The 21,401-nt window shown below is 41.1% G+C and carries 22 protein-coding genes and 1 riboswitch; of the genes, 17 read left to right on the plus strand and 5 right to left on the minus strand.

Annotated features, from left to right (window positions below):
* Positions 1 to 182: 182 nt before the first annotated feature.
* A complete protein-coding gene (locus NFS43_RS21745; protein ID WP_251554963.1) occupies positions 183 to 1,679 on the minus strand; it encodes an amino acid permease in 1,497 nt (498 codons plus the stop codon).
* Positions 1,680 to 1,777: 98 nt separating this feature from the next.
* A riboswitch (Lysine riboswitch) is annotated at positions 1,778 to 1,967 on the minus strand.
* 200 nt (positions 1,968 to 2,167) lie between these two features.
* Between NFS43_RS21745 and NFS43_RS21750 the strand changes: the two genes are divergently transcribed.
* Positions 2,168 to 2,962: a YitT family protein gene (locus NFS43_RS21750; RefSeq protein ID WP_251555010.1), complete on the plus strand. Its 795-nt coding sequence runs from the start codon at positions 2,168 to 2,170 to the stop codon at positions 2,960 to 2,962.
* A 57-nt stretch (positions 2,963 to 3,019) separates the two neighbouring features.
* Here the strand turns inward: NFS43_RS21750 and NFS43_RS21755 are convergent, their stop codons facing one another.
* Positions 3,020 to 3,634, minus strand: a complete 615-nt coding sequence (locus NFS43_RS21755) for a PH domain-containing protein (protein ID WP_251554965.1) — start codon at positions 3,632 to 3,634, stop codon at positions 3,020 to 3,022.
* A 261-nt stretch (positions 3,635 to 3,895) separates the two neighbouring features.
* Between NFS43_RS21755 and NFS43_RS21760 the strand changes: the two genes are divergently transcribed.
* The 4 genes from NFS43_RS21760 to NFS43_RS21775 all read left to right on the plus strand — a co-directional run bounded on the left by NFS43_RS21760 (position 3,896) and on the right by NFS43_RS21775 (position 8,102).
* Complete coding sequence (locus NFS43_RS21760) at positions 3,896 to 5,149, plus strand: MFS transporter (RefSeq protein ID WP_251554967.1); 1,254 nt, start codon at positions 3,896 to 3,898, stop codon at positions 5,147 to 5,149.
* Between the two features lie 91 nt (positions 5,150 to 5,240).
* Entirely contained in the window at positions 5,241 to 6,209 is a 969-nt protein-coding gene (locus NFS43_RS21765) for a DMT family transporter (RefSeq protein ID WP_251554969.1), read from the plus strand.
* A gap of 834 nt (positions 6,210 to 7,043) precedes the next feature.
* Complete coding sequence (locus NFS43_RS21770) at positions 7,044 to 7,910, plus strand: SPFH domain-containing protein (protein ID WP_251554970.1); 867 nt, start codon at positions 7,044 to 7,046, stop codon at positions 7,908 to 7,910.
* 12 nt (positions 7,911 to 7,922) lie between these two features.
* Positions 7,923 to 8,102, plus strand: a complete 180-nt coding sequence (locus NFS43_RS21775; protein ID WP_251554971.1) for a type II toxin-antitoxin system antitoxin — start codon at positions 7,923 to 7,925, stop codon at positions 8,100 to 8,102.
* Between the two features lie 244 nt (positions 8,103 to 8,346).
* Here NFS43_RS21775 and NFS43_RS21780 read toward each other — a convergent pair whose 3' ends face one another.
* On the minus strand, positions 8,347 to 8,601 hold the full coding sequence (locus NFS43_RS21780) for a sigma-G-dependent sporulation-specific acid-soluble spore protein CsgA (protein WP_251554972.1): 255 nt from the start codon (positions 8,599 to 8,601) through the stop codon (positions 8,347 to 8,349).
* Positions 8,602 to 8,746: 145 nt separating this feature from the next.
* Positions 8,747 to 9,460, minus strand: a complete 714-nt coding sequence (locus NFS43_RS21785) for a class I SAM-dependent methyltransferase (RefSeq protein WP_251554973.1) — start codon at positions 9,458 to 9,460, stop codon at positions 8,747 to 8,749.
* Between the two features lie 221 nt (positions 9,461 to 9,681).
* On the opposite strand from NFS43_RS21785, the gene NFS43_RS21790 reads away from it, so the two are divergent.
* Positions 9,682 to 10,029, plus strand: a complete 348-nt coding sequence (locus NFS43_RS21790; protein ID WP_251554974.1) for a hypothetical protein — start codon at positions 9,682 to 9,684, stop codon at positions 10,027 to 10,029.
* A gap of 66 nt (positions 10,030 to 10,095) precedes the next feature.
* Here the strand turns inward: NFS43_RS21790 and NFS43_RS21795 are convergent, their stop codons facing one another.
* Positions 10,096 to 10,977, minus strand: coding sequence for a VanW family protein (locus NFS43_RS21795; protein ID WP_251554975.1), 882 nt, complete (start codon positions 10,975 to 10,977; stop codon positions 10,096 to 10,098).
* Positions 10,978 to 11,147: 170 nt separating this feature from the next.
* Here NFS43_RS21795 and NFS43_RS21800 point away from each other — a divergent pair, with 170 nt between their 5' ends.
* The 11 genes from NFS43_RS21800 (at position 11,148) to NFS43_RS21850 (ending at position 21,320) form a co-directional block, all read left to right on the plus strand.
* A complete protein-coding gene (locus tag NFS43_RS21800) occupies positions 11,148 to 11,339 on the plus strand; it encodes a hypothetical protein (RefSeq protein WP_251554976.1) in 192 nt (63 codons plus the stop codon).
* Positions 11,340 to 11,563: 224 nt separating this feature from the next.
* The gene (locus tag NFS43_RS21805; protein WP_251554978.1) at positions 11,564 to 12,316 is read left to right on the plus strand and encodes an SDR family NAD(P)-dependent oxidoreductase; all 753 of its coding nucleotides are present in this window, start codon (positions 11,564 to 11,566) and stop codon (positions 12,314 to 12,316) included.
* Between the two features lie 46 nt (positions 12,317 to 12,362).
* Positions 12,363 to 13,976: a long-chain-fatty-acid--CoA ligase gene (locus NFS43_RS21810; protein ID WP_251554980.1), complete on the plus strand. Its 1,614-nt coding sequence runs from the start codon at positions 12,363 to 12,365 to the stop codon at positions 13,974 to 13,976.
* Positions 13,977 to 14,108: 132 nt separating this feature from the next.
* Positions 14,109 to 14,672 (plus strand): TetR/AcrR family transcriptional regulator, encoded by a 564-nt coding sequence (locus tag NFS43_RS21815; protein WP_251554982.1) that lies wholly within the window; start codon positions 14,109 to 14,111, stop codon positions 14,670 to 14,672.
* Positions 14,673 to 14,849: 177 nt separating this feature from the next.
* Positions 14,850 to 15,254 (plus strand): acyl-CoA thioesterase, encoded by a 405-nt coding sequence (locus tag NFS43_RS21820; protein WP_251554984.1) that lies wholly within the window; start codon positions 14,850 to 14,852, stop codon positions 15,252 to 15,254.
* A 56-nt stretch (positions 15,255 to 15,310) separates the two neighbouring features.
* Positions 15,311 to 16,387, plus strand: coding sequence for a phosphotransferase family protein (locus tag NFS43_RS21825; protein WP_251554986.1), 1,077 nt, complete (start codon positions 15,311 to 15,313; stop codon positions 16,385 to 16,387).
* A gap of 39 nt (positions 16,388 to 16,426) precedes the next feature.
* Positions 16,427 to 17,197 carry an SDR family NAD(P)-dependent oxidoreductase gene (locus NFS43_RS21830; RefSeq protein WP_251554987.1) on the plus strand — a complete coding sequence of 257 codons (771 nt, stop codon included), beginning with the start codon at positions 16,427 to 16,429 and terminating at the stop codon, positions 17,195 to 17,197.
* A gap of 37 nt (positions 17,198 to 17,234) precedes the next feature.
* Positions 17,235 to 18,014 carry an enoyl-CoA hydratase/isomerase family protein gene (locus NFS43_RS21835; protein WP_251554988.1) on the plus strand — a complete coding sequence of 260 codons (780 nt, stop codon included), beginning with the start codon at positions 17,235 to 17,237 and terminating at the stop codon, positions 18,012 to 18,014.
* A gap of 49 nt (positions 18,015 to 18,063) precedes the next feature.
* Positions 18,064 to 19,059 (plus strand): phosphotriesterase family protein, encoded by a 996-nt coding sequence (locus NFS43_RS21840; RefSeq protein WP_251554989.1) that lies wholly within the window; start codon positions 18,064 to 18,066, stop codon positions 19,057 to 19,059.
* A 160-nt stretch (positions 19,060 to 19,219) separates the two neighbouring features.
* The gene (locus tag NFS43_RS21845; RefSeq protein ID WP_251554990.1) at positions 19,220 to 19,921 is read left to right on the plus strand and encodes a response regulator transcription factor; all 702 of its coding nucleotides are present in this window, start codon (positions 19,220 to 19,222) and stop codon (positions 19,919 to 19,921) included.
* Positions 19,893 to 21,320 carry a sensor histidine kinase gene (locus NFS43_RS21850; protein ID WP_251554991.1) on the plus strand — a complete coding sequence of 476 codons (1,428 nt, stop codon included), beginning with the start codon at positions 19,893 to 19,895 and terminating at the stop codon, positions 21,318 to 21,320. The genes NFS43_RS21845 and NFS43_RS21850 overlap by 29 nt, the downstream gene beginning before the upstream one ends.
* The last annotated feature ends 81 nt before the right edge of the window (positions 21,321 to 21,401 follow it).

Here is a 21,401-nt window from a genome sequence, read left to right on the forward strand (position 1 = left end):
AATACTTAGGTTGACTTTGCACCCTGTTGATTGGAGTGGAGGGCACTCGACTCCTGCGGGAAGTAGAGGTCACTGGAAACCCCGCAGGCGCATTTGGTATTTAGATTCTGTGATAATAAAAAATTGCCGAGAAAAATACCCTTTCTCGACAATCTGAGGCTCCTATTGCAGGAGCCTTTTGGTTATGCAGTATATTCTTTACTTTCTTCTATTTCCGTGGATTTTACATATAAATCACACTGATGTAAAGGGATTAGTTTTGTTTTTTTCGTAAATTTATAGCCTAACCATAAAATAAGGAAAAATGGTATTCCGATGTAGGAGACCAATACTCCATTCCAATCAATTTGGCCGCCCATAAATGCTGAATAGTTTTGGCCTAGAACAACAATGCCGCATACAACAAAGGCGAAGATCGGACCAAATGGGAAAAATTTCGATTTAAATGGCAGCAAGTTTAGATCCCTGCCTTGTGCCGTATAAGCCCGGCGGAACCGGTAATGGCAGATCGCAATGCCAAGCCAAGCGATGAACCCTGACATGCCTGAAGCATTTAACAGCCACACATATACAGTGCCGTCTCCAAACAAGGAAGCCAGGAACGCAAGAGTTCCCACTAAGGAAGTCACAATCAAGGCATTTACAGGCACGCCGCGTTTGTCTAACTTTCCGAGGAATTTTGGCGCTTTTCCTTGGCGCGCTAAATCCCAAAGCATCCGGGTAGAAGCATACATTCCTGAATTGCCGGCTGAAAGTACGGCAGTCAATATAACTGCATTCATGACAGATGCAGCAAAAGCAATTCCTGCTTTTTTGAAAACAAGTGTAAACGGACTGACGGATACATCACTGTTTGACAAATCTCCGTTTGTAAAAGGAATTAACAGTCCAATCACTAAAATCGCAAATATATAGAATAACAGAATCCGCCAAAAAACTGATTTTACAGCACGTGGGATTGATTTTTCAGGTTCATCTGTTTCACCAGCAGCAACTCCTAACAGCTCTGTCCCTTGGAAGGAAAAACCCGCAGCCATAAAGATGCCCAACATCGCCATAAATCCCCCATGGAACGGTGCGTCACCCACGGTAAAGTTTTTAAGGCCTGCAGCATGGCCGCCCATGATGCCGAAAATCATTAATATCCCGACTAGAATAAACAGAATAACGGTAATGACCTTAATCAGTGAAAACCAATATTCTGCTTCTCCAAAGCCTTTAACAGATAGATAGTTCAGTAGAAACATGATGACAAGGAAAAGGCTGCTCCAAAGCAGTGATGGAGAATCAGGAAACCAGAATTTCATGATCATGGTTACAGCGGAAAGCTCGGCAGCGATCGTAATCGCCCAGTTGTACCAATAGTTCCATCCAAGCGCAAACCCTAGAGCCGGATCGACAAACTTGGAAGCATAGGTGCTAAAGCTTCCTGCAACCGGCATATAGGCCGCCATCTCAGCTAGGCTTTGCATTAGAAAATAGACCATGATTCCAATCACAAGATAAGATAAGATAGCGCCGCCAGGTCCGGCAGTATGAATGGCACCGCCACTGGCAAGGAATAATCCAGTTCCAATGGTTCCGCCAAGGGAAATCATCGTTAGATGACGGGATTTCAAGCTTCTTCTTAATTCATTTTGATTTTTATTTCCATGTGATGCCGTTTTTGCTGTGTTCATTATGAAACTCCTCTTTCATTTTAAATTGGGAAGGAGTTGGGAATAAAAAATGCCAACGAAACATATCGATGGCATGGTTTATACCCGCATCATACCTTCCGAAAGATAGCTCAACACACTTTGCTGGGAGACCAAAGTGTGACAGTTCTGTTCCTGTTCGGTAACAGCCCCAGCATGCATTTTCAGAGAACAATGCATGCTTCGGCAGTTTTTCCTTTCAAACGGAGTCAGGGATGTCTCTGCATCTCGTCCGTTTTACTTATAAAAACCGCGACCTCTACCTCATCGGTTCTTGATGAGGATTTTTTTATTAAATTGATATACTTATATAGTATATAAAATGGATTTAAAATGTCAAATGTCTAATTTGATGGAATTTAATTACTATTTCGAAAAAATATTTTCATTTACATATTAAGCAAGAATCTGTATTATTTTTTTTATAGTTGTCGGGAGGAGGAAAGTCATTGCAGCGTCTAGGTTTGATCATGGGCTCCCTTATTGTTGTAGTGGGTTTCAACCTTTTTTTAATCCCTCATGAAGTATTAAGCAGCGGGCTTAGCGGGATATCCATGATATTGGGGATGATTACTCCGGTTAATACGGGATTGGCCAATTTTATTTTAAATCTGCCATTGCTAATCATTGGCTATAAACAGCTGGGAAAAAAGTTTATTACGAATTCCATTTTTTCCGTTATCATTATTTCTTTAGGGCTGTATTTCGTTCCTGTCCACGCGATTGCAACAGACACGATACTTTCCTCCATATTTGGAGGAGCTTTAACAGGTCTGGGAGTTGGAATTGTATTTCGCTGTTCAGGATCTACCGGGGGATTTGACATTATCGGAATCATTATTTCAAGGAAAAGAGACTTTCCCATTGGTTTTTTACTTTCAACGATGAATGCAATTGTGATTGTGATCAGCGGTTTTCTGTTTGATTGGGATTCCGCGCTTAATACGTTGGTATCCATCTATGTAACGGGAAAAGTGGTAGATGCGATTTATACGGACCACGTGAAACTGACATTAATGATTATTACGGGAAAGGGCCAGGAAATGAGGCAGCATTTGTTAAACAATCTATACCGGGGCTTAACCATTATGGATGGTGTCGGAGGCTACTCAAATGATAAGCGCAATGTCTTAATGACGGTCATTTCCCGATACGAATTGAATGAAGTAAAAAATCTTATTAAAGAGGTTGATCCTCATGCGTTTGTCAATATAACGCAAACCATTGAGGTAATGGGGCTGTTTCATCGTCCATCCCCTGATTAAATGGCAATAAAGGTACAAAAATAACCCCTTCAATGTTTAGGGGTTATTTTTGTTTGGTTAATTATTTATATATTTTTCAAAGATAAAACCAAAATCTTTAATCCAATATTGCTTTTTGCTTTCTTCTAACCATTGAAAAGCAGCCTGGTTTAGCATTTTAAATTGAACTACTAAGTTTGCATCCTGACTGGTGACACGGCCTAATGTAGTAGAAGCAATTTCGATACTCTGCTTGGCGTACTGCAAGGAAATTTCGTTTTCATGAGTGATTTCAGAAATTTTAATCAAGGCTTTATATAAATCCTTAACTTCTTCAATGAACTTTTTATGAACATCAATGGAAAATGGGACAGAACCAATTTTAAATTTTATCTCTACATCCAAATCCACAGTTCCTGCTGTTTCCAGAAAAACATCGGTGATTTTATTGGTGGCATAGCTATAGCGGTGAAGCATCCGTTTCTTGCTTGTGGCACTTGTTCCATCCAGGTGGATCAATGCATTATTGGTAAAGCAATACTCGTCTGATTTAGATTTTATTAAAAAATAAATCTTCTCTTGGTCTTCATGCATGACATAATCATCAGCATCGACCTTATCATAATCTGCTGGTTTTATTACCGAACCGACATCACTTAACCCTAGCATGTCTGCTGCTACTTTCCCAAACATGGAACCAACCTCACTTTATTCTTAATTTTTTTCCAGTTCTTATTACGTCCAAAAGGTCCACAAAGTTTCACTATAGTAAGATTTTTGAACGACAAATATGATAGGACAGTTAACAATGGATGATGTCCTTCATTAGAATATTAACAAAAGATTCAGATTTCTGCTATACTAAGAATATCGAAACAAATTGGAAACAGGAGGCCGTCCAATGTAAAAGACACCCTTCCTTATAAGAAAACTAAATAAAAGGCGGGGTTTTTTATGTTGGATTCAATCGGAAAGCAGTATTCCTTCCGGTTTCTTTGGTTTGGACAAATGTTTGCCAACTTGGGAGATATTTTATATGTCGTCTGCCTGATGAAAATAATCAGTGATACTACGGGCTCTGTAACCTACATGTCACTGGTGCCCTTTTTAAATACCTTTTCTGGATTGATTAGCGGATTATTGGCCCCATTGGTGATTAGGAAATATAGGTTGAAGTCGATTTTGTTTTACTCACAAACTGGGAAGACATTCCTTATGTTTCTGTTATCCATTTTTTCGGGCATGATACAGGCGCAATCCTTATCTTGGATTTTTTTGCTAGTCTGTTGGATCTCATTTTTGGATGGCTGGGCAGCACCTGCCAGAAATGCGCTAGTCCCAAGTTTAGTGGAGGAAAGCCGTTTAGTTAAGACGAATAGTCTCTTGTCCATATCTGACCAAATCGTGCAGCTGATGGCATGGCCCGCTGGCAGTATATTGTTAGTGATGGCCGGTGCTTCAAACATGTTATGGATCACACTGTGTTTGTATGCCATTTCTTCTGCATTCATGGGGCTGATCTTACAAAATGGGAAGCACTCGGAATCGGAACAGGATGGTTTATCACGGATGGGGGCATTAAAGCAGGGATGGAGCATTATTTGGAGTTCCAAACAGCTCAGGACCATTAGCATAATGAATATTTTGGAAACCTTGGCGAACGCTGTTTGGATTGCGGCGATATTGTTTGTATATGTTTCTGAGGCACTCAACAAAGGAGAGAATTGGTGGGGATTCATTAATGGTGCCTTTTTTGCGGGAATGCTCATTGCTGGATTATGGATTTATCGTTTTTCCTCGATAGTAGAAAGAAATCTCGGAAAAACGATCCTTTTCTCAACCCTTAGCCTCAGTTTCATCACAATCTTGTTCGGTAATACTTCTATCCCTTGGTTCGCTTTATTTCTTTCCTTTCTGTTTGGAATTCCACAAATGGCTAGGGATGTAGCAGAAACAACCATAATACAAAGAAATGCACGGGCACAAGTGCTGGCTAAGGTCTACTCTGCACGAGGCACGATGATCTATGCTTGTTTTGGGATTTCATCGCTTGTCATGGGATGGATAACGGAAAAGTTTGGTGTACGGACTACTTTCCGGCTGGCCGCCATCCTGTTTGTTTGTTCTTTTATGGTCGCAGCGAGAAATCGAAACCATTTATATAACAGCAGCCATGAACAAAGTTTGGGAAACCAGGCATTGAAATAGGCTCAAGTTGGATCCCCAGACACATGCATGCATGTGTCTGAGGGCCAAACCTTAATTAAGTAAGCTTTTTTTCAGCAAAGGAGAAAAACAAATGAAACCGATTTTTTTAGGCATCTGTGCTGCCTTCTTTTTTGCGTTTACTTTTGTTCTTAATAGGGCGATGGAACAGGAGGGGGGAAGCTGGATTTGGAGCGCCTCTTTACGCTATATTTTTATGATTCCGTTTTTGTTCTTAATCGTTGCAGCCAGAAAAAATCTGAAACCTTTATGGCTAGAAATGAAGAAAAAGCCGGGTGCATGGCTGCTTTGGAGTTTTGTCGGGTTTGGCTTATTTTATGGCCCTATTTGTTTTTCTGCAGCCTACGCTCCAGGCTGGTTAATTGCTGCCACTTGGCAGATTACGATTATTTCAGGTTCCCTTTTGGCACCTTTGTTTTATGAAACGACTACGTCAGCAAGTGGACCAATTAAAGTTAGAGGAGCTATTCCAGTCAAAGGATTAGCCATGTCTATGATTATCTTGTTGGGGATCATATTCATGCAGGTTGAGCAGGCAGGCCATCTGTCTCATATGGAGATTTTTTTAGGCGTATTCCCAGTTATCATCGCTTCCTTTGCTTATCCATTAGGAAATCGCAAAATGATGGATGTCTGCGGCGGGCGTTTGGATGTTTTTCAAAGGGTTTTGGGGATGACACTCGCCAGTTTGCCTCTTTGGCTCCTTTTGGCTATTTATGGTGTGATGTCAGCAGGCTTTCCGACTGTGAGCCAGACGATTCAAACAAGTATCGTCGCAATCTCATCAGGGGTGATTGCCACCGTGTTATTTTTTCAAGCGACGGATCTCGTAAGGGGAAGCATGCAAAAATTAGCAGCCGTGGAAGCTACGCAGTCGATGGAGGTTCTATTTGCTTTAGTTGGGGAGGTGACGGTATTGCAGGCGTCCCTTCCATCTGTTTTTTCATGGTGCGGCATCGTTTTTGTAATGGGAGGCATGGTGCTGCATAGTTATGTTTCTCAAAAAAAGGGGATGCTTGGAGGAAGAAAGGTCAGCGCTTAAAAAATATTTACCTTTAAAGACAGGAAATGTAAGGAAGCTGGCTGTAATGGAGTTAAACTCTGTTGCAGGCAGCTTATTTAATTCAGGCTATACGATAATTTGCAATAATAGTGTTCTTTTGAAAGTTCACAATGTTGTAACAACTACTTGGGAATCTTTAGGGATCTCGTGCTATAATATAAATGTAAAGAAAATAATCCATAACATCTTAGGAGGCTCAACCATTCGTGTTCGTTCCGTTTGTGAACGAAAATGTAAGGGTATTCCTTGCAAAAACATTTGGCAGTTGAGCAATGAAGTCTAGAGAAAAGCAGTAATCGGAGACTTTTCCTTCTTAGTTGGTTCCTAGTTTATTTGAATAGCAATCAATAAAAAAGGATGTCTATGGCTGGTAAATTCATACCAATAGGCAATAAAGTGGATGATTACAAAGAAAAGATATTTTTTGTTTTTTGATATCTTTCGAGCTATTAATCCAAAGAGGACATTGCCATACCAAACTTAAGGAATAAAGAGTCGAATCGGTCTCTCACCGAAAAGGTTTCTTTGAGGAATTTGAATTCCATATAAAAATGTGAATTAATTCCTTCAACGGAACAAACACACATCGGCTGATGGTTCATCGTTTCCTTTTAGATTGATAAGCCGCTAAAGGGGGATAAAAGTGGAACGCTTATTGGCTGGTGTCATGGTTGGGTCTCCTAAGATGTTAATCTCAAAAGGGAATTGTTTAAAAGCAGTTCCTTTTTATATTGCCTAAAAATCAGAAAAACGTTTTCAAAATGATATTAAAGTGATATCATATTAGTAATAATTGAAAGGGGAGTGATTCAATTGACGGAGAAGTCAATCAGCAAAATGAATGGTTTTTTGGGTGTCATATTGCTGTTGCTCTTTGCTGGGGTTGCCGTGGCCTGTTTTAGTAATTTTGTTGTTTCAGGAAATGTCTTTATGTTCATCGCAGCCTTTGTATCTGCATTGGCAATGCTTCTAGTATTAAGCGGATTTACAGTGATACAGCCAAATCAGGCAAAGGTTTTTACATTGTTTGGCAGCTATCTCGGTGTGATTCGCCAGGAAGGCTTTTGGTTGACCGTTCCCTTAACCAAAAGAAATACTGTCTCTCTCAGGGTAATCAATTTTAACAGTGACAGGCTGAAAGTGAATGATTTGGAGGGAAACCCTATTGAAATTGCCGCGGTAGTTGTTTATAAAGTGTCAGATGCAGCAAAAGCCGTTTTTGGTGTTGAGGATTATAAAGAGTTTGTTCATACACAAAGTGAAACGGGGCTGCGGCATATTGCAAGCCAATATCCATATGATAATTTTAATAATGACTATGAAATCTCTTTAAGGCAGCACTCTGACGAGGTTGGCGATAATTTGACCAATGACTTGCAAAAACGATTAGAAATTGCAGGGGTGGACATCCTTGAAGCAAGAATCATGCATTTGGCCTATTCTAGTGAAATTGCGCATGCTATGCTGCAAAGACAGCAGGCAAAGGCTGTTCTGGCAGCCCGAAAGGTGATTGTTGATGGGGCAGTTTCAATGGTGAAATCCGCCATTGGCCAATTAAGTTCAGAAGGCATCGTGGAACTGGATGAAGAAAAGAAAGCACAAATGGTGAATAATCTAATGGTGGCATTGGTTTCCGACAAGGGAAGCCAGCCTGTAATCAATACAGGCACCATTTACTAAGGTCGTGATTGCGTGGCTGAGAAAAAGCGATTTCTGCTTCGCATCGATCCAAAATCTTACGATGCAGTGGAAAAATGGGCGAATGACGAATTTCGCAGTGTAAATGCGCAAATCGAGTTAATTATCAAAAAGGCGCTTAAAGACGCAGGAAGATTGGGCAAATCCCAGTTACCTGGAGATAAGCAAGAATAATCAAACAATATGTCGTTTAAACAGCCAAATATTCGAATGGGATCGAATAAACTGTTGATTCCGATCAAATTATGTCGTTAATTAGGGGTAATAGAAATGGCTGCGCATCGGCTTTTGTCGTACCGTGCGCTTGCCTAGGAAATATTTACAGCAATATGCAATATTTCCAAAAAAAGATGGCAGCTTTCGCCATCTTTTTTGTTCAACGTGCTTGTTGATTTCCTCTCGAATTATCAGGACTGCTTTATATTAACAGTTCATACACTTCATTTAATTCCCGCAGCCTTTTTTCATCTTGCTCCTGCTTGGCATAGTTAATTTCATCTGGGAGAATTTTATTCAAAAAATCGATTTCACTGCCAGTTAAATCACGGACAAAGGATTCCTCCGATTGATAATGTCCCTTCATTAGTTTGTGATAAAGCTGCCTGGCACCTGTATGGTGCTCATCGGTATAATTGGATAATATTTCGCGTAAATATCCTAAGGTTTGGTCCATTTATCATCCATCCTTTCCTGATTATTTTCTATCGTGCTCCGGATAATATTCACCAAATACCAAGAGAGACTAAACAGGATGACTCCTTCCAACTGACAATAAAAAAAGCCCGTCATTTCGATTGAAATTCAAGGCTCTGTGATCGTTAGTTTTTTGAGCAGGAAATGATTCGGTAACTCAATACATCATGATACTTTACTAACATATTTCCATGCTGGTTTAGGATTCCGAAAAGTTCTGGCTCGAAATTTCTAGAAAAGTTAAATTCCTGGGCAGGGGCACTGTGTTTAAGGTCATATATTTGTCCCGTAATTTGTACATTTTGGAAACCAGCAGCTTCAAACATCTCTTTCCAATCATTTTCAAGCAAAAGAGAATCAATCGCATAGAATTGTTTGATTTCCGATGCCTCCAGATCATTTAATGGTTGGTTTATCGTCATTTCATTCGCAATGATACGGCCTCCAGGCTTTAAGACTCTGTAAAACTCCTGTATCGCATTGGGTTTGTTGACAAAAGCTAATACCGATTCTGACAGAACAAAATCAAAGGTATTATCCTCAAAAGGCATGCTTTCCACCGAACCTTGTGTCAATTGGATAGGCATTTTTAGGTTTTTAAATCGATCTTTAGCCTTTTCAATCATGATTGGATTAATTTCTAATCCCCACACATTTGCCTTATATTGCTGATACAAGTAAGCTGTTGATTGTCCTGTACCGCAGCCTGCATCTAATACAAAGGACTGCTCCGTTATGTTCTCGTTTAAAAGCATATTCTTCGTTAGTCCAATTCCTCCTGGATGGGCACCGCCCACGCCAAACTTTGCTAAAAAATCAAAATAGGTTAAACCTCCCATAGACACCACCCTATGATTGCTTTTTTCCATAGTATGAAAAAAAACCTTAAGTGGTTCTCTGCCAACAGGATGTTTGAAAGGGGGATTGGGGATAAATGGAGAACGATTCAAGGAATGCCAGACCATGGACTGATTTCTACTTATATAATTGTGCTTATTGTGCAGATTAGAGCTTGAGGGGGAGATTTCACCCTCTTAGATTATCCTAAAGGGGTGCTGACATGAGAAGCATGAGAAGGATGCCGTTTTTGAAAATGTTTATGCCGAAACAGAAGAGAAGAGGAACTCTTTGGGCATCTCTTTTGGGGGTTGGCATAAGTGCAGCCGTTTTTGGTTTGTCAAGAGGAAAACGCCAAAATCTCACACTGCCAATTCAAAATGCCTTTAAAAATACGGCACCAGCTAAGTCGAATCAGAATCAGGCGAATCATCAACAGCAGCAAAATTCTGGGAAAATGGGCAACCTTATTAAAAATATGGCGCCAAATTTTAATCTTAATCGAATGGATAATGCCGCTATCACTGAATTTTCAGAAGAGTTAATGGAAAGCGCATTAAATAAGAAATAAAATAAACAAGGGTCAGGCCTGCTTATTTAAACATGAACTAGGTCTGGCCCTTTGTATTTTTTATCCTTAATAAGGCGGAGATGGAACCTTCCGCGGGGAATAATTCATTCCTTCAGCTGAAAAGACTGAAATGATCAGCATTCCGCCAAGAGTTCTTGCCCGTATTAATATCGGTTGGTTATAACTATTTTTAAAAACGAAGTCTGGTCCATACCAGCTGACAGTTGCATCTCGTCCTGGAGGTATGTAGGGAACTCTTCTGCTGTGGGAATATCGTTGGATTATTTTAAGTCCAGCATTGTCAACTGCATTATATAGAGTCGAGGATACTTGGCAGATTCCGCCCCCTATATCCTCATCTATTTCCCCGCGAATGATGACAGGTGCACGCAAATATCCCCGATCTGCCGTCCGTTTGCCAACTACTTTATTAAAGGAAAAAGTTTCCCCAGGGAAGACAACGTAATTATTAATGGCATCAGCAGCGATCTTAATGTTGACGGACCGGTTCTTGTTATGTTGGTTAAAGGATGTAACATAACGGCCTATACGCAGGCTGTTAATTTCGCTTAGCAACTCGCTGTCAACTTTAGGGTAGGCTGTTACGAGCGGAACTTCAATTCGGGTTTGGAGCCGATTAAAATAAAAGGAATATAACTGCTCTGTTAATGCCTGACGATTGATTTGCGTGCCAAGTTGTTCTGGAATAATTGCCCCTCTTGCATCGATCGAAGCATTTTTCGGGGGAGTGGCAGCTTTTTTTTCAAGTTGATCCAAAAATTGCCCATATTTGCCAGTATTCATAATCGGAAAATCGGGAAGTTTGTAAAAAAATTCCTCTACATTGAAAGTGGCTACCGTTTCGCCGTTTTTGGTAATGGGAACACTTTCGGAAGCGTGAATGGCCTGTGCGGCCAGACATAGTCCAAATATCCAGGATAACTGCATGACCAATAACCTCCTCATTTTAATATTGCTAGAAAAGCGGCATTTCATGTAAACGTGGTTGGCTTTCTGTTTATTTGGAAAAATTTGCTGAAACATGTTATACTAGCAGTAGATAACATAAATGTAGATTATTGCTAGCAAACTGCTGCAGTAAAGGGGAGCAATGATTAATGGAGTCGGAAAGAATTCAGTTAAATGTTAGAATCACGAAGGAAACCTCTGCAAAACTGGATGAGATTGTGGAGTATTATCAACAGGGTTTAAAGCTAGGCAGGATTTATAAGGGTGACGTATTAACCGATATTATTGAAAAATCCTATGAAGTGATGCTCAAACAGAAAAAAATGAATAAACGTTTTTAATAAACTTTCGGCCGGAAGCTACTTTCCGGTCCTATTTTTTACTAAATTCGAATTTTATTTTTAGAATATTTAGAAAAGAGTTTGAATTATTGACGGCTGAATTGTATAATTATATCTGTACATACCAACCGGTTAGTATAGATGGGCGTTCATTTCTTTTTCGACTGATTAAAGATTTTGTAAGCGTGTTCAATAAGAACTCAAAGTTAAAGGGAGGTCTATTGATGAATTTTACTGGTAAAACAGCCATTGTTACTGGCGGAGGAAGCGGGATTGGCAGGGCAGCGGCTATCCGTTTCGCAAAAGAAGGGGCAGCTGTGGCCATCGCAGATGTTAATTCCGCTGCTGGCGAAGAGACAGTGAATCTCATTAAATCAATAGGAGGAAAGGCCATCTTCGTATACACAGATGTGGCCAATTCAAAACACATTCAAGAGTTAATCCAAACGGCGGTTAACACCTTTGGCGGTTTGCATATCATTTGCAATAATGCAGGAATCGGCCATTCAGAGGTAAGGAGCGTTGATTTAACAGAGGAAGAATGGGATCAAGTGATTGACATTAATTTAAAAGGGGTATTCCTCGGTACGAAATATGCTGTCCCAGAATTGATAAAAGCGGGCGGAGGAGCGATCATTAACACGTCGAGCCTGCTGGGACTGAAAGGGCAAAAGTACATGTCCGCCTATAATGCATCTAAGGCTGGGGTTGTCGTTTTGACACAAAATGCCGCTCTCGAATATGGTAAGTACAATATCCGTGTCAATGCCATTGCTCCTGGAGTGATTGACACAAACATTATTGATGGCTGGAAACAAAATGAGCGCAAATGGCCGATTATTTCAAAAGCCAATGCACTTAGAAGGATTGGGACTCCAAATGAAGTGGCAAACGCCATTGCTTTTTTAGCTTCTGAAGAGGCATCCTTTATTACTGGTGCGACACTCTCTGTTGACGGAGGCGGCTTGACTTTTTAGTTGACAAAACTTGAAAATCATCAAACTGGATTTTGGAGGTTTAATAATGAGTGAGAATAAAGCATGGCTGTCCCATTATCCTGAATCAATTTCCAAAACAATCGAAATTCCAGAGAAACCATTATGGCAAATTTTAAAAGAAACGACAGATGCATTTCCAACTCATAATGCCATCTCTTTTTATGGAAGAAAAATCAACTTTCAGGAATTGCACTCTTTATCGCTTGCATTCACCTCAGCTTTGCAGAAACATCAAGTGCAAAAAGGAGACAGAGCTGCTATTATGCTGCCAAACTGTCCGCAATATATCATCTCCTATTATGGCATTCTCACAGCAGGAGCCATTGTTACCCAAATCAATCCCATGTCGGTGGAGCGCGAATTAGAGTATATTTTGAATGATGCAGGAATTGAAACCATTGTTTGTTTAGATTCTCTTTATCCCCGGGTGAAATCAGTTCAGCCGCGGACAAACGTGAAAAATATTATTGTCGTCAGCCTGCAGCCGTCTGGACAAGACTTTGCTCCAGACCGGAGCTTTGAAAGCTTCCTCAAAGAAGGGGATGGACCGGTTACTACTGTGGAATTTGATCCTGCAAACGATATTGCTGTCCTGCAATATACAGGAGGAACAACAGGGAGGTCTAAGGGTGCCATGCTGACCCATCGGAATATTCTGGCGAATGTCCTTCAATCCCATGAGTTTTTTAAACATGAACTCAAAAAGGGGCAAGAAAAATGTTTAACCATTATTCCGCTTTTTCACGTGTTCGGGATGACTTCCTGTATGAACCTGTCCATCTATACAGGGGCAGAAATGATTATCCTGCCGCGGTTTGATTTAGAAGAGGTATTAATGACCATAAAAAATGAGCAGCCGACAGTGTTCCCAGGCGTTCCTACCATGTATGTGGCCATTACCAATCATCCAAAGGCGGAAGAGTACGGAATTAACTCGATCAAAACCTGCAACAGCGGCAGCGCCCCGATGCCAGTAGAACTGCTGCGCAGTTTTGAAAGAAAAACGGGTTCGAAAATCCTTGAGGGATACGGTTTGTCAGAAGCATCACCCACTACACACTGCAACCCTCCTTTTGCAGAGAGAAAGCCAGGCAGTGTAGGGATTGGCGTGCCATCAACTGAGTATAAAATTGTCGATTTAGCATCGGGCTCACAAGAGGTTCCAATCGGTGACCTTGGCGAAGTGATCATTAAGGGGCCGCAGGTGATGAAAGGATACTGGAATATGCCTGAAGAAACCGCCAATACCTTGAGGGATGGCTGGCTATATACAGGTGATATTGCAAGAGTTGATGAGGATGGCTATTTATATATTGTGGACCGAAAGAAAGACATGATTATTGCCAGCGGGTATAATATTTATCCCCGAGATATTGAAGAAGTGCTTTATGAACACCCTGCTGTACAAGAAGCGGTTGTCGTGGGTATTCCTGACCCATACAGGGGAGAGACAGTAAAGGCCTTTCTTGTCCTAAAGGCTGGAGAAGCTGCAACAGAGCAGGAGATCATTGATTTTTGCAGGCAGAACCTCGCCGCCTATAAAGTTCCGCGCAGTGTTGAATTCCGCGGGCAGCTCCCGAAAACAGGAGTTGGAAAAATACTGCGAAGGGCACTAAGAGAAGAAACGATCAAAAATTAAGTGCTTTTGATGCTTACAAAGAAACTCTTCTGTGAACCGGATTCTAAAAAATATTCACGGATTGAATAAAGGAGAGAAATGAATTATGGTATAATTTTTCTAGGATAATGCACAGAATGCGAGGACATGATGGTGAAGGAAAAAATTATTGGGCAAAGCATCCGTTTATTCGAAAAAAAGGGGTTTAGCGAAACTTCGATTCAAGATATTGTCGATTCTCTTGGTGTAACGAAAGGAACATTCTATTATTATTTTTCCAGTAAGGAAGAGTTATTAATGGACATTCACCTAGGGTATATTAATGAGCTGCTTGCCCAACAGGAAAAAATATTGAACGATGAAACAAAAACATGCAAAGTTAAATTATTTGAAATTGTCTATATGCTGATAACCGATATAAAATCGCTGGGATTAGCAGCTAAAATATTTTTTCGTGAAATGAAAAATTTAAGCCAGGAACGTCTTGATTTAATCGTCCCAAAACGGGACCAGTTTCGCTATAACATGGAGGATTTAATAAAAATGGGCATGAATAATGGCGAGTTTCGCCCTGAACTGAATCCTTCCATTATCACGTTTGGGATTCTTGGCATTACCAACTGGAGTTATCAGTGGTTTAATCCAGATGGGGCGGTTTCTGAACGGGAAGTAGCAGAAATATTTGTCGAAATGATTTTACAGGGAATCCAATCTTAGTTGTTAAATAAAATAGTAATAATGGAGGGTGGGATCTCAACGAATATCCTCTCCTTTACCCTATCACATACCAACCGGTTAGTATAATTGCCAGACTAAAAATCTGGACAAAAATTCGTTGGCTGAGGTATTTCACGAAACGGATAGTTTATTAAGTGGTTAGCGAGGTGGCTGTTTTTGCACGAAATTCAAGTTGTGGTCAGGTTTGGTGAAACCGATGCACTTGGGCATATCAATAACACCAGTTATTTTATTTATTTGGAAGAGGCGCGGATTCGCTTTATTGAAACTTTAGGATTTTCTTTGGATACCAACCGTTGGAACTTTATTTTAGCCTCGACAAAATGTGACTTTATCAGACAGGGCTATTTTAATCAGCATTTGCTGATCAGGACGTATGTCTCAAAGATTGGCACGAAAAGCTTCGAATTGGATCATGATATTATTTGTACAAAAACGAACCAAAGGATTGCAAAAGGGAAAGCCGCAATGGTTCACTTTAACTTTGAAAAGCAGCAGAGTGAACCGATGCCGGATCCGTTAAGGGAAGCATTAAAAAGAAATCTTGTCCTAACATCTTAAACAGAAGGACATCTTAAAAAGACTGAATTTTTAGATTTAAGAAAGGAGGATGTGACATGCCTCATCAAATGAACAAAGATACCATCCCCGTAAGAAGAGGGGAAGAACTAAACTTGCCTGTTTTGGAAAAATTTATCCGCCGTTCTATCCAACAGCCGCCATCAGGATCTCTGGAGATATTGCAATTTTCGGCTGGACATTCCAATTTAACTTATCAATTGAAAATGGGAGATTGGGAGGCAGTTTTACGGCGGCCGCCACTTGGACCTGTAGCGCCAAAGGCCCACGATATGGAGCGGGAATTTCGGATACTCTCTGAACTGAATCCCATTTTCCCTGCTGCCCCAAAGCCAATCCTCTTTTCTAATGATCCTGATATTGTAGGTAGTCCGTTTTTTATAATGGAAAGAAAACACGGCATTGTCCTGGACACTTCCTTTCCGGCAGGAGTTGAGGTTACACCGGAGTTATGCCGGCAGATATCCGTCATCATGGTGGAAAAACTGGCTGAACTGCATTCGATTGACTTTAAAGCAACGGGTTTGACTGAAATCAGCAAGCCACAAGGGTTTATGGAGCGCCAGGTTCATGGCTGGATTGGACGTTTTGATCGGGCAAAAACCGATGACATTCCCGGCGTAGATCTATTAAAAAAATGGCTGGAAGGCCATATCCCAACCTATTCTGAGGCCGCGGTGATCCATTATGACTATAAGTTGAACAATGCCATGTTGAATGAGGATTTTACCGAGATGGTCGGCCTGTTTGATTGGGAAATGACAACCGTCGGTGACCCGTTGGCTGATCTCGGGGCAGCCTTGAGTTATTGGAATCTTCCTGATGATTCCGAGCTCTTGAAAAAAGGATTGGGAAAGGATCCGGTAACAGCTGTACATCCTGGCTTTTTTACTAGACAGGAGTTTATCGAGCTATATGCAAAAAAGACAGGAAGAGATGTATCCAATTTGCATTTCTATCTAACTTTTGCCTATTTCAAGCTGGCTGTCATTTGCCAGCAAATCTACTATCGTTATAAACGGGGGCAGACAAGCGATCCTAGATTTGCTGGTTTAAACCAGTTTGTAAAAGGATTGATTCAACATGCAACAATTATAGCGGAAGAAAAAATGTAGCAATTATTATATGGAGAATAAAAGGGGGTCTTGTGTTCGATGAGGTTTACACAATCGATCGCACTGGTAACCGGATCCGGCAGCGGGATTGGCAGAGCGGCCGCAGTGAGGCTTGCCAGTGAAGGGGCAAAGGTCATTTTGACAGGCAGGACGAGGAGTAAATTAGAGGAAACCGCACAGATCATCAACCAAAAAAGCAAAATTCCTATGGCCGAGGTATTTGCAGCAGATTGCACAGACGAGGAAGACGTAGAGGAATTAGCTGAATATGTAAGCCAGCATTATGGCGATCTGCATGTACTTGTCAACAATGCAGGCGGTTCCAGAAACTCAAATCTTCTAAAAATGCCATTGCAAGAGTGGGATGAGGTACAGGATGTAAACTTAAAAAGCGTATTCCTCGTATCTAAAGCACTAGGAAAAATAATGGTGGAAGCAGCCAAGCGTGAAGAGCATAACCGGGCGATTGTCAACATCGCATCCCTGTCAGGACATCAGGCTGGAGCAGAAATTCCCCATTATAGTGCAGCAAAGGCAGCTGTCATCAACTTAACCAGGTCGTTTGCCTTGGAATTATCCCCATACGGTATCCGGGTAAATTCAGTATCACCTGGCTTTGTTGCAACGCCTTTAACAGAATCTGGATTGCAAAATGAACGATTTGTTAAGGCAATTCAACGAAATACGGCTTTAAGAAGAGTGGGCAATCCGGAAGAAATAGCCAATGTGATCGCGTTTGCGGCATCCTATGAAGCTTCTTATATGACAGGGACCGACCTTTTGGTAGATGGCGGCTGGTTGATAAAGTAGGAATTTATTCATTATCTAATAAGAAGGGAAGATGGACATGACGAACGAACATTTAGTAGTGGAGAAGCTGGGACCGATTTTATCGCTTACATTAAACCGTCCAGAAAGTTTGAATGCCTTTAGTCCGGAAATGATTCTGGGATTAACGGATGCCATTGGCGGTGCTAAAGACGATGAAGAGGTTCAGGTGATTGTATTGGCGGGGGCAGGCCGGTCATTTAGTGCTGGCGGCGATGTCAAAACGATGGGCCAGGCTAGAGGCAATCAGGTTTACGAACATATTGGCAAACTAAATAACTTGATTTTATTGATGAAGGAAATTGAAAAGCCAATTATTGCGGCTGTTCATGGCTTTGCGGCCGGTGCAGGCTTTAATTTGGCTCTAGCATGTGATTTGATTATCGCTGCTGAAGATAGCAAGTATGCACTAAGCTTCTCCAAGGTAGGATTAATTTCTGATGGCGGGGGCTCATATCATCTTCCTAGATTAATAGGACCGCATTTAGCCAAGCAATTCTTTTTCACAGCAGAGCCGATTCCGGCAGAACGTCTCTATCAATTAGGGGTTATCAACTATCTGTTTCCGTTAGAAAAGCTGCAGGAGGAGACGACTAAACTGGCATTGCGGTTGGCAAATGGGCCAACAAAGGCCTATGGCAGGCAGAAGAAATTGGTGGACCAAGCGTTTACCACATCATTAGCTGATATCTTAGAACAAGAACGGCTGATTCAGCCATTGATGGTGGAAACAGAAGACCATCAAGAGGGGATCACGGCTTTCAAGGAGAAGCGAAAACCGGCGTTCAAAGGCAAGTAGACTGATTTTTGAAAGCGTTTTTAAAAAATTGATTAAAGGGTGGCATGCAATGAAAACAGTTGAAACGGTAACAGGACCAATTCCAGTTGATCAGCTAGGAAAAACATTGATTCATGAACATTTTATTTTCGGATATCCGGGCTATCAAGGAGATGTAACGCTTGGCCCATTTAAAGAAGAAGAGGTATTAGAGCAGGCGATTGGCATTGCGCGGAAAATCCAGAGTTATGGTGTGCAAACCGTTGTGGATCCGACACCAAATGAATGTGGAAGAGACCCATTGTTTTTGAAAAAAGTTTCAGAGGCAACCGGGCTGAATATCATTTGTGCAACTGGATACTATTATGAGGGCGAGGGTGCGCCTCCATACTTTAAGTTCAGGCAGGGGCTTGGGACAGCCGAACAAGATATATATGAGATGTTTAAGGTTGAGATTACCGAAGGGATTGCAGGAACCGGGATTAAACCAGGAATCATTAAGCTTGCCTCCAGCAGGGATCAGATTACGGAATATGAAAAAATGTTTTTCCGGGCAGCTGCCAAGGTGCAGCAGGAAACAGGAATTGTTATTCTCACCCATACTCAAGAAGGTACTATGGGTCCAGAGCAGGCGAAAATGCTAATTGAACTAGGAGCGGATCCTAGCAAAATCATTATTGGACATATGTGTGGGAATACAAACACGGATTATCATAAACAGGTGTTAGACCAAGGGGTCCGGATCGGATTTGACCGTTTCGGCATCCAAATGCTCGTCGGTGCTCCATTCGACCATGAAAGAGTGGCGACATTGCTCTCGCCCATTAAGGATGGCTATGAAGATCAGATTTTACTGGCGCACGATAGTGTAAACATTTGGCTTGGACGGCAGCCGGTCATGAATGAACAAGTGACGAAAATTATGGAAAATTGGCATCCGGGGCATATTTTTGAAAATATTCTGCCAGCATTGCGCGAACAGGGTGTAACCGAAACACAAATTGATAAAATGCTGGGCACAAATGCCATCGCCTTATTTGCAGGTGAACCTGCGAAAGTGAAATAAACCTAAAAGGGGCTTGAATCCGTTCAAGCCCTTTTCTCATACATATGAAAAAACTATGAACAAACTATTAAAGTACAAAGAAGAATTAGGCAAATAGTTTGATATGGACGATTTTTCGATTACACTAATAAGGAGAAGTTTTCGCAGGAGTTGAATTCATTTGAAAATATTAGTTATTGAAGATAATAAAAGTGTCTGCTCCATGATTGAGATGTTTTTTGCAAAAGAAGGGATAAATGGCGTTTTTGTCAATGACGGCTTAGAGGGCTATCAACGGTTTAAAAGTGAGAGCTGGGATGCCTTGATCGTTGACTGGATGCTTCCCGGAATGGATGGTGTCACCATATGCCGGAAAATCAGGGAGGAAAAGCATTCCGTCCCGATTATTATGTTAACGGCCAAGGATAGTGAATCCGACCAAGTCCTTGGGTTGGAAATGGGTGCCGATGACTATGTGACAAAACCTTTCAGCCCGTTGACGCTCATGGCAAGAATCAAAGCAGTTACCCGCCGCGTCCAGAATCAAATTTCTGTTGAGCAGGATGGCCTTTTGGTGACAGAACATTTTAGGATTAATAAAACTACAAGAGAGGTGTCCGTGGACGGGAAGCCGGTCACGAACCTGACACCAAAAGAGTTTGACTTGCTCTATTTTATGGCAGAACATCCCCGCCAGGTTTTTTCAAGAGAGCAATTGCTTGAAAGTGTATGGGGTTATCAATTTTATGGTGATGAACGGACCGTTGATGTCCATATTAAACGGCTGCGGAAGAAAGTCGAAACATCCTCCCAGCCATTCTTCCACACTGTTTGGGGAGTAGGGTATAAATTTGATGACTCGATTAAAGCTGAGAAAGTTTAAGTATTTTTACCAGCAGTTTCTGAGCCATATTAGTATTATTGTGCTTCCGTTTTTATTATTAAGCTTATTATTCGCCCATTATTTGGAGAATTTAGTCTATCAAAATAAAGCGGACGAGCTGATTTCCTATGGCAAGGCCATTCTGTCAGATATGAAGGAATCTCCGATTGCTGCAGAACAGATTCTGAACCAGTATAGTTCCGTTTTAGCGGCAAGGAATATGAGTTTTAGTATGTTCGATCAAAACGGGCAGCTGTATATTGTCGGAAAAAAAGGGCGGATTTTAAATGGGCTGACCGAGGATGACTGGGATAAAATCACCAGAGGAAAGACATTGATTTTTCCGCTTGACTATAAACGGTTTGGGCAGGAAGGGGTCACCTTTGTTGTCTTGCCGTATGTGGAAAATGGGCAGTTTTTTGGCGGAGTGCTATTAACCTCCCCAATCAAAGGTTCTAGTAAGATGATTCAAGAAATTAACAAAATCTTATTTTATACCATTCTCATTGCTCTAGCTGTTGCCTTCCTGCAGAGCTGGTACTTATCAAGAATCCACGTGAAACGGATTAAACGGCTGCGTGAAGCGGCTTCATTTGTTTCTGCGGGAAATTATCATGTCCATGTCCCAGAGTCAAACTTTGATGAAATTGGCGAATTAGCGATTGATTTTAATAATATGGTGAAGAAAATTAATGCCTCTATGGAAGAAATTGAAAATCTGGACAATCGGCGCAGGCAGTTTATGTCGGATGTCTCCCATGAATTGCGAACACCGCTTACCACCATCAGCGGGATCATTGAAGGATTAAGAAATAATATGATATCTGAGGAAGATAAAGAAAGAGGAATCAACCTGGTCAGTCACGAGGCTAAAAGGCTGATTCGCCTTGTTAACGAAAACTTGGATTATGATAAAATTCGTTCAAACCAAGTCCAATTATACCGGGAGGATATTCAGGTATTGGATGTGCTTGAAATTATCCAGGAGCAATTAAGTTTTCAGGCGGAGGAAAAAAATGACCAAATTGTTGTAGAAGCGTCTCCTGACATATATGTCAATGCCGATTATGACCGCTTAGTGCAGATCCTTATTAATATAACTAAAAACAGCATTCAATTTACCCAAGATGGGATGATTTGGCTGCGCGGCAGGGCAGAGCCAAATGGCATTATAATTGAGATTGAAGATACAGGCATTGGGATTGATCCAGAGGAAGTAGAAAATATTTGGCACCGATTTTATAAGGCGGAAATATCACGGACTTCCAATCCATATGGAGAATTTGGGCTGGGGCTTTCGATTGTCAAGCAGCTGGTATTGCTTCATAACGGTGAAATTAATGTCTATAGTGAAAAAAATAAAGGGACGAAATTTGTCATTCGATTCCCGATTGTCTAATCGTTTAAAGCTGCCGTATGCCGGCAGTTTTTTAAATTTCTAAAATACGTTAAAGTTTGTTAATAATTTGTTAAGAATTGT

Source organism: Neobacillus muris (assembly GCF_943193175.1).
Taxonomy (GTDB): Bacteria; Bacillota; Bacilli; order Bacillales; family Cytobacillaceae; genus Neobacillus; species Neobacillus muris.

What these genes read in the sequence shown, in the direction of transcription:
- NFS43_RS21745 (WP_251554963.1), bottom strand. Translation starts at nt 1,679, where the DNA reads ATGAACACAGCAAAAACGGCATCACATGGAAATAAAAATCAAAATGAA.
- NFS43_RS21750 (WP_251555010.1), top strand. Translation starts at nt 2,168, where the DNA reads ATGGGCTCCCTTATTGTTGTAGTGGGTTTCAACCTTTTTTTAATCCCT.
- NFS43_RS21755 (WP_251554965.1), bottom strand. Translation starts at nt 3,634, where the DNA reads ATGTTTGGGAAAGTAGCAGCAGACATGCTAGGGTTAAGTGATGTCGGT.
- NFS43_RS21760 (WP_251554967.1), top strand. Translation starts at nt 3,896, where the DNA reads ATGTTGGATTCAATCGGAAAGCAGTATTCCTTCCGGTTTCTTTGGTTT.
- NFS43_RS21765 (WP_251554969.1), top strand. Translation starts at nt 5,241, where the DNA reads ATGAAACCGATTTTTTTAGGCATCTGTGCTGCCTTCTTTTTTGCGTTT.
- NFS43_RS21780 (WP_251554972.1), bottom strand. Translation starts at nt 8,601, where the DNA reads ATGGACCAAACCTTAGGATATTTACGCGAAATATTATCCAATTATACC.
- NFS43_RS21785 (WP_251554973.1), bottom strand. Translation starts at nt 9,460, where the DNA reads ATGGGAGGTTTAACCTATTTTGATTTTTTAGCAAAGTTTGGCGTGGGC.
- NFS43_RS21790 (WP_251554974.1), top strand. Translation starts at nt 9,682, where the DNA reads ATGAGAAGCATGAGAAGGATGCCGTTTTTGAAAATGTTTATGCCGAAA.
- NFS43_RS21795 (WP_251554975.1), bottom strand. Translation starts at nt 10,977, where the DNA reads ATGCAGTTATCCTGGATATTTGGACTATGTCTGGCCGCACAGGCCATT.
- NFS43_RS21800 (WP_251554976.1), top strand. Translation starts at nt 11,148, where the DNA reads ATGGAGTCGGAAAGAATTCAGTTAAATGTTAGAATCACGAAGGAAACC.
- NFS43_RS21805 (WP_251554978.1), top strand. Translation starts at nt 11,564, where the DNA reads ATGAATTTTACTGGTAAAACAGCCATTGTTACTGGCGGAGGAAGCGGG.
- NFS43_RS21810 (WP_251554980.1), top strand. Translation starts at nt 12,363, where the DNA reads ATGAGTGAGAATAAAGCATGGCTGTCCCATTATCCTGAATCAATTTCC.
- NFS43_RS21825 (WP_251554986.1), top strand. Translation starts at nt 15,311, where the DNA reads ATGCCTCATCAAATGAACAAAGATACCATCCCCGTAAGAAGAGGGGAA.
- NFS43_RS21830 (WP_251554987.1), top strand. Translation starts at nt 16,427, where the DNA reads ATGAGGTTTACACAATCGATCGCACTGGTAACCGGATCCGGCAGCGGG.
- NFS43_RS21835 (WP_251554988.1), top strand. Translation starts at nt 17,235, where the DNA reads ATGACGAACGAACATTTAGTAGTGGAGAAGCTGGGACCGATTTTATCG.
- NFS43_RS21840 (WP_251554989.1), top strand. Translation starts at nt 18,064, where the DNA reads ATGAAAACAGTTGAAACGGTAACAGGACCAATTCCAGTTGATCAGCTA.
- NFS43_RS21850 (WP_251554991.1), top strand. Translation starts at nt 19,893, where the DNA reads ATGACTCGATTAAAGCTGAGAAAGTTTAAGTATTTTTACCAGCAGTTT.